The organism is Pseudomonas sp. WOUb67, assembly GCF_050058005.1.
GTDB lineage: Bacteria > Pseudomonadota > Gammaproteobacteria > Pseudomonadales > Pseudomonadaceae > Aquipseudomonas > Aquipseudomonas putida_R.
Genome location: NZ_CP170112.1, coordinates 5366432 through 5381230 on the forward strand (window position 1 = coordinate 5366432; position 14799 = coordinate 5381230).

Genomic DNA, 14799 nt, shown 5'->3' on the forward strand with positions numbered 1-14799 from the left:
TAGCAAAGCCCATACCAGCGCCGCCACTTGAACCTTCCGCGCGTGCTATTACTCGAACTACCAACACTCATCGACAGGGAGACGCCCATGGCCAGCAAATCGGCAAAGACTGCACAAGAAATACTGATGGCTGACTTTCAGGCTTTGGTACGCGATACCGAGCGGCTGCTGGCCGACACTGCCAACCTGGCCGGCGACCAGGCCGACGAATTGCGCGAACAGATTCACGACCGCCTGACCCAGGCTCGCGAAACCCTGCAACTGACCCAGGACTCGGTACGCGAACGCGGCCAGGCCGCGCTGGGCAGCGCCGAGCAGTACGTGCAGGAAAACCCGTGGCAGGCAATCGGCATCGCGGCCGGCGTCGGCCTGTTGATCGGCCTGCTGGCCAACCGGCGCTAAGGGGTTCCCATGGAGAATGAAGCCAACGGCGCCAGCGCCTCGGGCAAGCGCCTGGGCGCGGCTGCGCTGGGGCTGCTGCACAGCCACATTGAACTGTTCGGCATCGAGTTGCAGGAGCAGAAGGGCCGCACCTTGCGCCTGCTGCTGTTCGCCGGCCTGGCCCTGGTGTTTGCCCTGCTGCTGCTGACAGCCCTTTCCGGGTTGTTGCTGGTGCTGCTGTGGGACAGTTATCGCCTGGCCGGCATCATCGGCCTGTGCGTGTTCTATGGCCTTGCCGCGCTGTACTGCGGCTTGCGCCTGAAGGCTGCGGTGTTCGACGAATCGTCGCCCTTCGGGGCCACCCTCGACGAACTCGCCAAGGACCGGGAGCGCCTGTTGCCATGAGCCTGCCACAACTGCCAAACACCCGTAACCCGCGCGAACTGCGCAAAGCACTGCTGCGCCTGCGCATGGAGATGCACCGCCAGGAAATCCGCCATGAGTCCGGCCAACTGATGGAACCGTTGCGCCGCGTGCGCGGCATGGGCAGTTCACTGCACGAAGGGCTGGGGATCAAGCATGCGCCCTTGTGGGGGATTGGCGCCGTGGTGGCGCTGGGTTTCCTCACCGGCAAAGGTGTGCGCAGCGGTAACCTGGCACGGCTGGTGCGCCTGGGCAGCAGCCTGCTGCCGCTGGTGCGCCTGTACCTGCAAGGCAACCGCCGCCCCTGAACACTGCACGTCCCTTTGTAGGAGCAGCCTTGTGCTGCGAAGAGGCCGGCCCGGCGACACACGTGTGTCGATCAACCGGGCCTCTTCGCAGCACAAGGCTGCTCCTACAGGTTATGCTGCTTCCTTCGATCCACAGGAGAATGCGCCTTGGACTGGCACACCCTGCTCACCCGCGAACGCCTGGGTAAAGCCCTCTACAGCGCCGATGAACTCGGGCGCAGCCCCTTCCACAAAGACCATGACCGCATCATCTTCTCCGGCGCCTTTCGCCGCCTCGGGCGCAAGACCCAGGTGCACCCGGTTTCCAGCAACGACCATATCCACACGCGTCTGACCCACTCGCTGGAAGTCAGCTGCGTAGGTCGCTCGCTGGGCATGCGCGTCGGTGAAACCCTGCGCGACAACCTGCCCGGCTGGTGCGCCCCCAGCGACCTGGGCATGATCGTGCAGTCAGCCTGCCTGGCCCACGACATCGGCAACCCGCCCTTCGGCCATTCCGGCGAGGATGCCATCCGCCACTGGTTCCAGCAGGCCGCAGGGCGCGGCTGGCTGGATGACATGAGCGACGACGAGCGGGCTGACTTCCTGAATTTCGAGGGCAACGCCCAGGGCTTTCGCGTACTCACCCAACTGGAGTACCACCAGTTCGACGGCGGTACCCGGCTGACCTATGCCACCCTCGGCACCTACCTCAAATACCCCTGGAGCGCGCGCCACGCTGACGCCCTGGGCTACAAGAAGCACAAGTTCGGCAGCTACCAGAGCGAACTGCCCCTGCTGGAGCAGATCGCCCGCAAGCTCGGCATGCCACAACTGGACGAGCAGCGCTGGGCGCGCCACCCGCTGGTGTACCTGATGGAGGCCGCCGATGACATCTGCTATGCGCTGATCGACCTGGAAGACGGCCTGGAAATGGAGCTGCTGGAATACACTGAAGTGGAAGCGCTGCTGCTTGACCTGGTCGGCGAAGACCTGCCAGAAACCTATCGCCAACTCGGCCCACGCGATTCCCGCCGGCGCAAGCTGGCGATTCTGCGTGGCAAGGCTATCGAGCACCTGACCAACGCCGCCGCCCAGGCGTTCGTCGAGCAGCAGCAGGCATTGCTGGCTGGGCACCTGACGGGCGACCTGGTCGAGCACATGCACGGCCCGGCCAAGCGCTGCGTGCTGCAGGCCAAGGACATGGCGCGCAACAAGATCTTCCAGGACAAGCGCAAGACCCTGCACGAAATCGGCGCCTACACCACACTGGAGATTCTGCTCAACACCTTTTGTGGCGCAGCGCTCGAACAGCACGGCGGGCGCACACCCTCGTTCAAAAGCCGCCGGGTGCTGGACCTGATCGGCAACAATGCCCCGGACCCGCATGCCTCTCTGCACAGCGCCTTCCTGCGCATGATCGACTTCATCGCCGGGATGACCGACAGCTACGCCAGCGAAATGGCCAGGGAAATGACCGGCCGCTCCAGCCCCACCTGAAGCACGCCCGTGCAGCCTCGGCCCTTGAGCCGTTGCTGCACGGGGTGTTGCAGGAAACTTCCTACATATACTGTCGGCAAGTTAAACAGCACGAATAAAAGTCCATGAAAAGTTACTAATCACGCTTTGACATTGGGTCAAAAACCTAAATTTCGTAGCCCGTTTTGTTTTATCTTGTAATCCATTTCCCATAAGAGGCGAATCGCCCTTCCTCGCATGCCCGATGACTTGCAACTGCGATAAGGTGCCGGCTGTCCCCCTCAATCGCCCGCAGGGAAGTTGAACATGCATTCCATATTTATTGTCGACGATCATCCTGTCATCCGCCTGGCCGTCCGTATGCTGCTGGAAAACCAGAACTACAAGATTGTCGGCGAGTCGGACAATGGCGTGGACGCCATGCAGATGATTCGTGAAACGGCTCCCGACCTGGTCATCCTCGACATCAGCATTCCCAAGTTAGACGGCCTGGAGGTGCTTTCCCGCTTCCAGGCCATGGCCCTGCCATTGAAGGTGCTGGTACTGACCGCACAGTCTCCCGCACTGTTTGCCGTGCGTTGCATGCACTCCGGGGCCGCAGGCTATGTGTGCAAGCAGGAAGACCTGGGTGAACTGCTTAGTGCAATCAAGGCAGTGCTGGCCGGTTACAACTATTTCCCCAGCCAGGCAATAAAGCATAACCAGACAGCCAACACCGACCTGCAACTTTTCCGCCAGGTAAATGACCGCGAACTGATGGTACTGCAACTCTTTGCCCAAGGCCGCAGCAACAAGGAAATAGCCAAGGGCATGTTCCTCAGCAGCAAGACGGTCAGCACCTACAAGAAGCGCCTCATGCACAAACTTCAGGTCAGTACGCTGGTCGACCTGATCGAAATGGCCAAACGCAACGCGCTGGTCTGAGGGTGGTCATGGCGCGCCCCGTCACTCGCCTGCTGCTCGCCCTGCTTCTCTTCAGCGGCGTAGCACAGGCTACCTACCACGAAGCCTCGTCCTATACCTTACTGGCCCGTTCATCTGCCAAGCCGACCCAACCCATGCTCACGGCCGAGCAACAACAATGGCTCGAAAGCCGTCAGGAACTGGTACTGGGCACGTCGGCTCCGGACTACCCGCCGTTCGACATCACCAGTGGCGGCCGCGACTACCAGGGGCTCACCGCCGAATACGCAAGCCTGATCGGCGCGGCGTTGCAGTTACCCGTACGGGTGCTGCGCTTCCCCAGCCGCCAGGCGGCGGTAGAGGCGCTCAGGCAGGGCGATATCGACCTGCTTGGCACCGCCAATGGCTACGAAGCTGCCAGCGACGCGCTGGCCCTGTCGCACCCGTATGCCGTTGACCAACCGGTACTGGTGACACGCGAAGACGAAAGCCGCCCGCTCGACATGGACCTGACCGGCATGCGCCTGGGCATGCTTTACCATTACTTGCCCAAGCAGGAGGTACGCAGCACCTACCCCATGGCCGAGCTGCTGGCCTTTGGCTCCTCCAGCCAAGCCTTGAACGCCGTGGCGTTCGGCCAGGCCGACGTGTACATCGGCGACACCATCTCCACCCACTACCTGCTCAACCGCGGCCACCTGCCGCGCCTGCGCATGGCAAATTTTGGCCAGCACGAGGCCATTGGTTTCGGCTTTGCCTTGCGCCAGCAGGACACGCTTTTACTGGCGCTGGTGAACGCCACTCTGGACAGCCAGACCCCGGCCCTGCGCGCCAGCATCTTCAAACGCTGGAGCGCCGGCAGCGACCTGCTGCTGACCGACCGCAAGCTGCAACTGACCGACGCCGAGGAACAATGGCTGCAAGACCACCCGGTGATGCGCGTGACGATCGATGATACGGCTGCGCCGCTATCGTATTTCAATAGCTCGGGGCATTTTCGCGGCATCACCGCCGACCTGCTGGAGCTGATCAGCCTGCGCACCGGCTTGCGCTTTGAAGTGCAGCGTGCCAGCGGCATCGCCGACATGATCACCCGCCTCAAAGATGGCCGTGCAGATGTAATTGCCGCTCTGGCCACTGGCGGGGTGACCGAAAACGACCTGCAGGTCAGCCGCCCCTACCTGGAGAGCGCTTTCGTGCTGGTCGGCCGCAAGGACGACAAGGGGCTGAGCACGCTGGAGCAGTTGCAGGAGCATCGCGTTGCCATTACCCGCCATAGCGCCATGGGCGCCATGTTGTCTCGGCATTATCCGAAAATTGGCTGGGTCGAGACCGAAAGCGCGTTCTATTCCATGGCATTGCTCAACAGCGGTGCCGTCGATGCGGTGATCACCACATTGATCGACGCCAACCATGCCTTGGCCAGCAACCCCGGGCTGGTCATCCGTACCACGGTCGGCAGCGAACCCGCCAACTTCGCCATGGCCACCAGCACCCCGTCACAGGCAATGGTGTCGATCCTCGACAAGGCGCTGCTGAGCATCTCGCCCGAAGAACTCGGGGTGATCAACAACCGCTGGCGCGGTTTCGGACAGCACGACGATGGCAACGACAAAGGCTATAGCCGGCTTGCGTTACAAGCGGTGCTGGGTACGGTCGCGCTCCTGTTGCTGGCCTTGCTCTGGAACGCCCGCCTGCGCCTGCAGATCCGCCAGCGCCAACGCGCCGAACGTGCACTGAACGACCAACTGGCGTTCATGCGTGCCCTGCTCAACGGCACACCCCACCCCATGTACGTGCGTGACCGCGAGGGCTGCCTGCAAAGCTGCAACTACAGCTATCTGGAGGCCGTGCAGGCCCGCTCCGACGAAGTCATCGGCAAACAGCTGGACGGCAGCCTGTTTGCCGACGGCGCGCAGACCCGGCAGATCCAGGCCGACTACCTGAAGGTCATGGCCGCAGGCTCGCCATTGATCATGGACCGGACGCTGCAGATCAGAGGCCGCGAAATGACCATCTATCACTGGATACTGCCGTACCGCGACTCGCTGGGAGAGGTGCAGGGCATCATCGGCGGCTGGATCAACATCAGCGAGCGTCGCCAGTTGGTAATGGAGCTGCGCCAGGCCAAGCAGCAGGCCGACGACGCCAACCGCGCCAAGAGTACCTTCCTGGCCACCATCAGCCACGAGATCCGCACCCCGATGAACGCGGTGATCGGCATGCTCGAACTGGCGGTCAAACGCGCCGACCAAGGCCGGGTGGACCGCAGTGCACTGGAGCTGGCGCACCATTCAGCCAAGGACCTGCTTGGCCTGATCGGCGATATTCTCGACATCGCGCGCATCGAGTCCGGGCACTTGTCCCTGGCCCCCGAGGCCGTCGACCTTGCAGCCCTGGTCGAATCGGTGGGGCGTATTTTCGAGGGGCAGGCGCGGCAGAAAGGCCTCGCCCTGGAGGTGATCATCACACCCGCCGCGCGCTGCCATGCCCTGCTCGACCCCTTGCGTTTCAAACAGGTGCTGTCCAACCTGGTGAGCAACGCCATCAAGTTCACCGAACATGGCCAGGTTCGCATCTGCGTCGGCCTGCTGGATAACGGCAATACCACGCCCGCAGTGCTGGAGCTGGAGGTGCGCGACAGTGGCATCGGCATACATGCCGACGATTTGCAGCGCCTGTTCAACCCGTTTATCCAGGTCAACCCGCATAGCCAGGGCGCCCGTGCGGGTACCGGGCTGGGCCTGGCCATCTGCCGCAGCCTGTGCGAAATGATGGGCGGCAGCCTGACCATCAAGAGCCTGGAAGATGTAGGCACCCAGGTACGCCTGAAGATGCCGCTGCAACGGATTGATGGCGGCGCGCTGCCAGCACCGCTTCTGGAGCACCTCGACGTGCCCGACCCGCGGCTGAACGTGCTGGTGATCGACGACCACCCGGCCAATCTGCAACTGATGGCGCAGCAACTCGGCTATCTGGGCCTGGCACACGCCAGCGCCCGCGATGGCCGCGAAGGCCTGGCCACCTGGCGGGCAGGCGACTTCGATGTGCTGGTGCTCGACTGCAACATGCCGCACATGAACGGCTACCAGCTGGCGACCGCCGTCCGTACCGAAGAACGCCATGGCAAGCGGAGGCGCTGCACCATTCTCGGCTACACCGCCAACGCACAACCAGAAGTACGCCGCCAGTGCCTGAGCGCCGGTATGGACGACTGCCTGCTCAAGCCAATCAGCCTGGGTACCCTCAGCCAGCGCCTGGCGAGCATTCGCCCGCGCGGCCAAGGAAAGCCCCGGCGCAAGCTGTACCACCTGGACGGCCTGGCTGCCGTGGTCGGGCATGACCCCGCCGACCGCCAGCGTTTCCTGCTGGCCTTGCAGCAAAGCCTGCAGGCCGACCTGGCCAGCTTGATGGCGCTGCATCCGGAGCATGACGGCGACGCCATTGCCGAGCAGGCCCACAAGGTACTGAGCGCCGCGCGCATGCTGGAAGCACCCGACCTGATGGCGGCCTGCGAAGCGCTGGAGACCTGCGGCTTGCCTACCCACCAGCTGCGGTTGCGGCGCCAGGCGCTGGCGCGGCACATGTGCCGGGTGGAACGGGCTTTGGCCAGGGAACTGGGCACCGGCGCATGCACTCAGGCAGGCAACCAGGCGTGTTAACTGGTAGACTGCGCGGCGTTATTACCTAAGAGGATTGTTTCATGGCCACAAACCGCTCCCGTCGTCTGCGCAAAAAGCTGTGTGTCGACGAGTTTCAGGAATTGGGCTTCGAGCTGAACCTGGAATTCAAGGAAGATCTGGATGACCAGGCTATCGATGCTTTCCTCGATGCGTTCCTGGAAGAAGCGATGGACGCCAACGGCCTGGACTATGTAGGCGGTGACGATTACGGCCTGGTGTGCTCGATCAAGCGCGGCTCGGCCAGCGAAGAACAGCGCGCCGCCGTTGAAGCCTGGCTCAAGGGCCGTAGCGAACTGACCAAGATCGAAGTCAGCCCGCTGCTGGACGCCTGGTACCCGGAAAAGCCGATCAACAAGGCTGAGTGATCCCTGCCTGGCTTGATTGCTGAAAAGGCTGCCCTTGCGGGTGGCCTTTTTTATTGGCGGTGCTTTTCCGTCGAACGTGGCGCATCGTCGCTACGCTTGGGGCATAATGCGTACTCTTTCGTCGTGGGGCCACCATCTCTTACAGCCCCAATGCCCTTTTCCCTCGCCGCAGGGTATTTATCCATTATGATCAAAACGCTTCGTCCCTTCGTTCTTGCAAGCCTGCTGTTGCCACTCGCACTGCCCAGCCAGGCCGCCGCTGTCAATACCACCCTGCCCGCCAAAGTGCAGCAGGCGCTCAAGGCCAACAAGCTGCAGGACACTGCCCTGTCGCTGGTGATGCTGCCGCTGGACGGCCCCGGCACGCCGACCGTGTTCAACGCCGATGTTTCGGTCAACCCGGCCTCGACCATGAAACTGGTCACGACCTACGCGGCCCTCGAACTGCTCGGCCCGACCTTCCAGTGGAAAACCGAGTTCTATACCGACGGCACCCTGAGCAACGGCGTGCTCAATGGCAACCTGTACCTCAAAGGTGGCGGCGACCCGAAACTGAACATGGAAAAGCTGTGGCTGCTGATGCGTGACCTGCGCGCCAATGGCGTGCGCACCATCACCGGTGACCTGGTGCTGGACCGTAGCCACTTCGTGCAGCCCAACCTGCCGCAGTTCAACGATGACGGCGGTGATGAGAACAAGCCGTTCCTGGTCAAGCCCGACTCGCTGCTGGTCAACCTCAAGGCCCTGCGCTTCGTGGCCCGTAACGATGGTGGCAAGGTCACCATCGCGGTCGAGCCACCGATTGCCAGCATCCGCATCGACAACCAGGTCAAGGCGGTGGCATCAAAGCAGTGCACAGGCGATGTGCGCTACAACCCGGTGCCCCAGGCCGATGGCATCAGCGTGACCGTCAGCGGCCAGCTGGGTGACGGCTGCAACTCGCAGACCTACCTGTCGCTGCTGGACCACGCCACCTACGCCGCCGGTGCCGTGCGCGCGATCTGGAACGAGCTGGGTGGCAGCATCCAGGGTGGCGACCGCATCGAGAACGTGCCCAAGAGTGCTCGCCTGCTGGCCCGCGCCTTCTCGCCAGACCTGGTGGAAGTGATCCGCGACATCAACAAGTACAGCAACAACACCATGGCCCAGCAGCTGTTCCTGAGCCTGGGTGCGCAGTTCCGCACCGATGCCGATGGCGACGATGCCCGCGCCGCCCAGCGCGTGGTACGCCAATGGCTGGCGAAAAAGGGCATTACCGCGCCGCACCTGGTCATGGAGAACGGCTCTGGCCTGTCGCGTGCCGAGCGGGTCAGCACCCGGGAAATGGCCGAGATGCTGCAGGCCGCCTGGAAGAGCCCCTACGCTGCCGAGTTCATGAGCTCGATGCCGCTGGTAGGCATGGACGGCACCATGCGCAAGCGCCTGAAGCGCACCGCCATGACCGGCGAAGGGCACATCAAGACCGGCACGCTGAACACCGTGCGGGCGATTGCCGGCTTCAGCCGCGACAGCAACGGCCATACCTGGGCGGTGGCGGCGATCCTCAACGACCCGAAACCGTGGGGTGCTTCGCAGGTGCTCGACCAGGTGCTGCTCGACCTGTATCGCCAGCCGAAGCTGGCCGGTAGCACAGCGGCCAACTGATTGGTCAGCCAGTGCCGGCCCTTTCGCGGCTAAAGCCGCTCCCACAGGTACAGCGCAGGCTTCGGGCCCACGCAATACCTGTGGGAGCGGCTTTAGCCGCGAAAGGGCCAGTACCGACAACTGGCAGCTATCAGGCGGACTCCCCTTCCACCCGGTCCCGCCCGGCCTGCTTGGCTGCATAGACACCCGCATCAGCCCGTAGCAGCAAGGCATCAGCGCCCTCCCCTGGCCGCCAGCCCGCCACACCAAAACTCGCGGTCACCTGGCCCACGCCTTCCACCGGCACCGTGCGCACCCCTTGCCATAACTCAAGCGCCAGCAGCCGCGCCTGCTCGGCATCACTGCCCGGGCACAACACCATGAATTCTTCCCCACCCAGCCGGCAGAACACATCAGTACGCCGCAAGCGCTGGCCAATACGCTGACACAGGCTGCGCAGCACGCGGTCGCCCATGGCATGGCCGAAGCGGTCGTTGATGCATTTGAAGTGATCGATGTCGAGCATGATCACGGCCAACGCCAGGCCGTCGCGCTGGGCGCGTTCCAGTTCGACCTTGAGCCGGTCCTGGAAGTAGCGGCGGTTATGGATGCCGGTCAGCGAGTCGGTCACCGACAACGCCCGCAGTTCCTCCTCCACGCCTTTGAGGTCGGAGATATCCGTCAGGTAGCCATGCCACAGGGTACAGCCTTGCTCTCCCACCTCCGGCGTCGCTTCGCCACGCACCCAGCGCAGGCCGGCACGCGGCAGGCACACCCGGTATTCCTCGCGCCAGGGCGCCAGGTGCTCGGCCGAGTACCGCACCGAGCGGCGCACGCGGTCCAGGTCATCGGGGTGGATGCGCTCGAACACCAGCGTGGCATCCTCGCGCAACTGCTGCAGGTCCACTTCGTAGATGTCGTACAGGCCCTGGCTGGCATAGGGAAAGCACGAATGGCCGTCGGCATCCAGGCGGTACTGGTAGATACCGCCCGGCACCTCGGCACTGAGCTTTTCCAGCAGCCGGTCGCGCGCGGCCAGCGCCTCGTGCACCCGCCGCCGCTCGGTGACATCAATGCAGATGGCCAGGTAGCCAACCCACAAGCCCTGTTCATCCAGCATGGCGGTAACCAGCATGTTGGCCACCAGCTGGCTGCCATCGGCGCGCACCAAGGTCCATTCCCCAGGCTCTGCGCCATGCTCTTGGACTGTTTCGGCGAACATCGCCTGGCCACCGGCAATCGGGCGACCATAGCGCAGGCTCAGGGCATGGCCGCGCAGGCTCAGCTCCTCGGGCAGCACCAGGTGCTCAAGGCGCAACTGGCCGATCGCCTCGCTGGCCGGGTAACCGAACATCCGCTCTGCACCGGCATTGAAGGTACTGACCACACCCTTGAGGTTGGTGGCAATGATTGCCACCTGGGTCGCCGCATCCAGCACGCTGCGTAGCTGGTTGTGGGTACCGCGCAGCGACTGCTCGCTGACCCGCAGTTCGGCGGTGCGCTGCTCGACCAGGGCCAAGGCGCGCTGACGCTGGCTGAACAGGCTGTAGAGCAAGGCGCTGAGCAGCAGGCTCAACAACCCACCCAGCAGGACGACTGCCAGCACTGCCGACGAACGATTGGCCTGCACGAACGCCAGGCTCGGCAGGATGCTCAACTGGAAGTGGTGGTCGGCGAGGTGCAACAGCTGGTTGCTGGCCAGCGACAAGGGGGCGACCTGGTTCAGCGAGTCGAACAACACTTGCGGCCCCTGCATCCCGGACGGATCAACGATACGCACCACCAGGTTGTCATCCGCCGGTACTGGCCGCCCATCGCTGACCAGCTCGCGCATGCTCAGCAAGGCCGTCACATAGCCTACGGCTGCGCCATGCGGGTTGGCGTCGGAAAACACCGGTGCCACCAGCAGCAAGCCACGCGCGTACGAAGGGATCTCGTACATGACCAAGGGTTCGGACACCGCCATGCTGCCAGGCCCGAGTGCCCGTGCCAGGGCAGCTTGGGATGCAGCCTGGCCGGCAAGGTCCAGCCCATAGGGCAGCCCTGGCATTTCACCGGATTGGGTATACAACACAGGGAAGTAATGATCGCGCAGCGGCGCGGGGCGCCATTGGCCTTGTGCGTCCTGGTCACGAATCACATAGCCCGGGCCTGAATGCTCACTGGCATGGCGTTCGAACTCGACGCGTTGTGCGGCTTCGACACGCGGCGCCCAAGCGTAGGCCAGGGTGCGTTGCAGCAACGGCTGGGCATAACCGTCAAATTCGAGCGGGGTGACTTCGTTGGAAAAGCTGAAGAACCGCCGCAGGCCGTCCAGGCGCTGCTGCTGTTCGTCAAAGCGCTCGGCAATGCGGCTAAAGCGCTCGCTGGCCAGCAACTCGAAACGCTGGCGCAGCTGCTGCTTGTAAAACGTATGCGCGGCAAGCGCCAAGGCGGCCGTCAACAGGCCGCCCGCCACCAAAGCCACCAGCGCCACCGCCCAGGCGGACACCGCTTCTGTGCACAGGCCAAATAACCGCGCACGCACGCCACACTTTGACATACACCCATCTCGTCACGTCAGCGTCCTGCGGATTATCTCGCCCTCCTCTCATTTATAGCTATTGGCCATTATCCGCGCAATGTACCTCGTCGGCTCAACGCAATTGCAGGCGCCAGGCGCGGTGGATCCGGTTGTTGCGGGCAAAGTCCGGGTCCAGTGTCTGGGCGGTGATTTCCTCTACCGCGTAGCGCGTCATCAGGTGCTCGTCGAGCTGGAACTTGCGGAAGTTGTTGGAGAAATACAACACGCCATCCGGCGCCAGGCGAGCCATGGCCAGGTCCAGCAGCTGCACGTGGTCACGCTGCACGTCGAACACGCCTTCCATGCGCTTGGAGTTGGAGAAGGTTGGCGGGTCGATGAAGATCAGGTCGTAGCTGTCGCGGTTAGCTTCCAGCCACGCCATCACATCGCCCTGCTCCAGGCGGTTGCGCTCGGAGAAGCCATTGAGCGCCAGGTTGCGCCGCGCCCAGTCGAGGTAGGTTTTCGACAGGTCGACGCTGGTGGTGCTGCGTGCGCCGCCCTTGGCCGCATGCACCGAAGCCGTGGCGGTGTAGCAGAACAGGTTGAGGAAACGCTTGCCGGCAGCCTCGCGCTGAATACGCATGCGCATCGGGCGGTGGTCAAGGAACAGCCCGGTGTCGAGGTAGTCGGTGAGGTTGACCAGCAGCTTGACGCCACCTTCGTTCACTTCCTGGAAGCGGCCCTCGGTGGCCTGGCGCTCGTACTGGCGGGTACCACTCTGCCGCTCGCGGCGCTTGAGCACCACACGTTGCGGTGAAATACCCAGTGCCTGGGGGATAGCGGCCAGCGCATCGAGCAGGCGCGACTGGGCCTTTTCCGGGTCGATCGAACGTGGCGCGGCGTACTCCTGCACGTGCACCCAGTCGTGGTACAGGTCGACCGCCAGGGCGTACTCGGGCATGTCGGCATCGTACAGGCGGTAGCAGTCAACCTGCTCGCGGCGGGCCCACTTGCCCAGTTGCTTGAGGTTCTTCTGCAGGCGGTTGGCAAACATCTGCGCCCCTTCCGACAGGCGCGCCGGCTCACTGGCTACCGGCGCTTGCTCACGGACTTCAGTGTTGTCAGCCTGCGCTTCGCGGCGCTCGCCGGTCACGAACTGGTCGGGCTGCACCTTGAACAGCAGCAGCTTGCACGGCAAGGCGCCGTTCCAGAACGCGTACTGCTTGTGGCTGCGAATACCCATGCGCTTGCCCAGCTGAGGCGCGCCGGTGAACACCGCCGCCTCCCAGCCCATGCAGGCCTGGCGCAGGCGCTCACCCAGGTTCTGGTAGAGGTACAGCAGGCTGGCTTCGTCACCCAGGCGCTCGCCATAGGGCGGGTTGCTGATGACGAGGCCTTTCTGGTTCTGGTCCGGGCGTGGCTCGAAGGTACTGACCTCGCCCTGATAGATTTTCACCCAGTCGCCCAGGCCAGCGCGCTCGACGTTGTTGCGACCCGGCTGGATCAGCCGCGGGTCGGCTTCGTAGCCGCGGATCCACAGCGGTGGCTTGGCCAGGCCGGCCTGCGCCCGCGCCTGCGCCTCGTCGTGCACCTTGCGCCACAGCGCCGGCACGTGGCCGAGCCAGGCACTGAAACCCCAGCGCTCACGCTTGAGGTTGGGCGCGATATCGGCAGCGATCATCGCGGCTTCGACCAGGAAGGTACCCACACCGCACATCGGGTCGGCCAGGGCGCCACCTTCGGCGGCAATGCGCGGCCAGCCCGAGCGGATCAGCACGGCTGCCGCCAGGTTTTCCTTCAGCGGCGCAGCACCTTGCTGCAGGCGGTAGCCGCGCTGGTGCAGGCTGTGGCCGGACAGGTCGAGGGAAAGAATGGCCTCGCCACGGTCCAGGCGCAGGTGCACACGCACGTCAGGGTCGATCTTTTCCACCGACGGGCGCAGGCCTTCGCGGTTGCGCAGCTTGTCGACGATTGCATCCTTGACCTTCAGCGCACCGAAGTGGGTGTTGTCGATGCCCGAGCCATGGCCACTGAACTCCACCGCCAGGGTGCCGTCGGCTGCCAGGTGGTCGGCCCAGTCAACCGCGTTGACGCCATCGTAAAGATCGTCGGCGTTCTTCATGGAGAAGCGCTTGAGCACCAGCAGCACCCGGTTGGCCAGGCGCGACCAGACGCAAAGGCGGTAGGCGGTTTCCATGTCGGCCTCGCCGCGAATGGCCGAGGTGTGCTCACGCACCTCGTCAAGGCCAAGGCCCTTGGCCTCTTCGGCAAGCAGGCTTTCGAGGCCTTTGGGGCAGGTGAGGTAGAGTTCGAAACGGTCCGACATGAGTATTCCAGAGCCTTGGGCTATTTGACTGACGAGGCGACGCATCGCCCCGCGATGTTTGCCCGCATGCCTTTCCAGCAGGCGTGCGGGTGGCCTTTTCTGGCACATAAGCGTGCCGCGAAGGGCCGGGCCGCCTGACCGATCTGCGCTCGGCCACAGTGGCAAAGACAGCTTAGATCATCAGGCAGTACAAAAAATTCTGGCGATGGCGGGGCCCGTGTGACCCTTCGTCGCATTTAAAATTATTTCTGTCACCCACGAGCAACGCTGGCGAAATGACGTCAATGATCAGCAAACCCCGATCATAGCGGGCTCAACCTCAAATAAGGTTAAGTCGCATTTATTTACTTATCCCCTGACCCTATGAAAGGTTACGTGCTTATGACAAATCGATCATTCACACCGTGACTCGCATTCGTTAGAACTGGTCTCAGGCCGCTTCGCAACGAGGCGGCACCTTCAGCTCGCCACGCCGGCAGCGAGCGCAAACCGGCAGAAAGACTCTGCCCGGCCTCAGAGAGGCCGACGGGACATTACAGTCAACAAGTGAGGGCAACACCCTATGAGAAGACTTAAGCGTGATCCGTTGGAAAGAGCATATTCACGTGGCTACCAATACGGGGTCACCGGCAAATCCCGCGAACTTTGCCCTTTCAATCTTCCTTCTGTTCGCCAAGCCTGGATCAACGGCTGGCGCGAAGGTCGCGGTGATAACTGGGACGGAATGACTGGCACCGCTGGCATCCATAGACTCAACGAAAATCACGCCGTTGGCTGATCGAGGACACTGAATTCGATTTACCATGCACGCCCCATCCGGGCGGCG

Annotated in this window: 11 protein-coding genes; 9 read left to right on the plus strand and 2 right to left on the minus strand. The window is 63.3% G+C overall.

Annotation, left to right across the window (positions count from 1 at the left end):
- Nucleotides 1–87: 87 nt before the first annotated feature.
- The 8 genes from ABOC32_RS23815 (at nt 88) to dacB (ending at nt 9165) form a co-directional block, all read left to right on the plus strand.
- Complete coding sequence (locus ABOC32_RS23815; protein WP_016500773.1) at nt 88–402, plus strand: DUF883 family protein; 315 nt, start codon at nt 88–90, stop codon at nt 400–402.
- Between the two features lie 9 nt (nt 403–411).
- A complete protein-coding gene (locus ABOC32_RS23820; RefSeq protein ID WP_426809112.1) occupies nt 412–786 on the plus strand; it encodes a phage holin family protein in 375 nt (124 codons plus the stop codon).
- The gene (locus tag ABOC32_RS23825; RefSeq protein ID WP_016500775.1) at nt 783–1112 is read left to right on the plus strand and encodes a hypothetical protein; all 330 of its coding nucleotides are present in this window, start codon (nt 783–785) and stop codon (nt 1110–1112) included. The genes ABOC32_RS23820 and ABOC32_RS23825 overlap by 4 nt, the downstream gene beginning before the upstream one ends.
- A 147-nt stretch (nt 1113–1259) precedes the next feature.
- Nucleotides 1260–2591 (plus strand): deoxyguanosinetriphosphate triphosphohydrolase, encoded by a 1332-nt coding sequence (locus ABOC32_RS23830; protein ID WP_426809113.1) that lies wholly within the window; start codon nt 1260–1262, stop codon nt 2589–2591.
- Between the two features lie 285 nt (nt 2592–2876).
- Nucleotides 2877–3494 (plus strand): response regulator, encoded by a 618-nt coding sequence (locus ABOC32_RS23835; protein ID WP_426809114.1) that lies wholly within the window; start codon nt 2877–2879, stop codon nt 3492–3494.
- A gap of 8 nt (nt 3495–3502) precedes the next feature.
- Complete coding sequence (locus ABOC32_RS23840) at nt 3503–7135, plus strand: ATP-binding protein (protein WP_426809115.1); 3633 nt, start codon at nt 3503–3505, stop codon at nt 7133–7135.
- 41 nt (nt 7136–7176) lie between these two features.
- On the plus strand, nt 7177–7521 hold the full coding sequence (locus ABOC32_RS23845) for a YggL family protein (protein WP_043203364.1): 345 nt from the start codon (nt 7177–7179) through the stop codon (nt 7519–7521).
- Nucleotides 7522–7707: 186 nt separating this feature from the next.
- Complete coding sequence (dacB, locus tag ABOC32_RS23850; protein WP_234229597.1) at nt 7708–9165, plus strand: D-alanyl-D-alanine carboxypeptidase/D-alanyl-D-alanine endopeptidase; 1458 nt, start codon at nt 7708–7710, stop codon at nt 9163–9165.
- A 130-nt stretch (nt 9166–9295) separates the two neighbouring features.
- Here the strand turns inward: dacB and ABOC32_RS23855 are convergent, their stop codons facing one another.
- Together ABOC32_RS23855 and rlmKL are read right to left on the minus strand one after the other, a co-directional pair.
- Nucleotides 9296–11686 carry a diguanylate cyclase gene (locus tag ABOC32_RS23855; RefSeq protein ID WP_426809116.1) on the minus strand — a complete coding sequence of 797 codons (2391 nt, stop codon included), beginning with the start codon at nt 11684–11686 and terminating at the stop codon, nt 9296–9298.
- 94 nt (nt 11687–11780) lie between these two features.
- On the minus strand, nt 11781–13973 hold the full coding sequence (rlmKL, locus tag ABOC32_RS23860) for a bifunctional 23S rRNA (guanine(2069)-N(7))-methyltransferase RlmK/23S rRNA (guanine(2445)-N(2))-methyltransferase RlmL (protein ID WP_086976281.1): 2193 nt from the start codon (nt 13971–13973) through the stop codon (nt 11781–11783).
- Between the two features lie 562 nt (nt 13974–14535).
- On the opposite strand from rlmKL, the gene rmf reads away from it, so the two are divergent.
- Complete coding sequence (gene rmf / locus ABOC32_RS23865) at nt 14536–14751, plus strand: ribosome modulation factor (RefSeq protein WP_003248687.1); 216 nt, start codon at nt 14536–14538, stop codon at nt 14749–14751.
- Nucleotides 14752–14799 lie beyond the last annotated feature (48 nt).

Coding starts and splice junctions, on each gene's coding strand:
- ABOC32_RS23815 (WP_016500773.1), top strand. CDS start 88: ATGGCCAGCAAATCGGCAAAGACTGCACAAGAAATACTGATGGCTGAC.
- ABOC32_RS23820 (WP_426809112.1), top strand. CDS start 412: ATGGAGAATGAAGCCAACGGCGCCAGCGCCTCGGGCAAGCGCCTGGGC.
- ABOC32_RS23825 (WP_016500775.1), top strand. CDS start 783: ATGAGCCTGCCACAACTGCCAAACACCCGTAACCCGCGCGAACTGCGC.
- ABOC32_RS23835 (WP_426809114.1), top strand. CDS start 2,877: ATGCATTCCATATTTATTGTCGACGATCATCCTGTCATCCGCCTGGCC.
- ABOC32_RS23840 (WP_426809115.1), top strand. CDS start 3,503: ATGGCGCGCCCCGTCACTCGCCTGCTGCTCGCCCTGCTTCTCTTCAGC.
- ABOC32_RS23845 (WP_043203364.1), top strand. CDS start 7,177: ATGGCCACAAACCGCTCCCGTCGTCTGCGCAAAAAGCTGTGTGTCGAC.
- dacB (WP_234229597.1), top strand. CDS start 7,708: ATGATCAAAACGCTTCGTCCCTTCGTTCTTGCAAGCCTGCTGTTGCCA.
- ABOC32_RS23855 (WP_426809116.1), bottom strand. CDS start 11,686: ATGTCAAAGTGTGGCGTGCGTGCGCGGTTATTTGGCCTGTGCACAGAA.
- rlmKL (WP_086976281.1), bottom strand. CDS start 13,973: ATGTCGGACCGTTTCGAACTCTACCTCACCTGCCCCAAAGGCCTCGAA.
- rmf (WP_003248687.1), top strand. CDS start 14,536: ATGAGAAGACTTAAGCGTGATCCGTTGGAAAGAGCATATTCACGTGGC.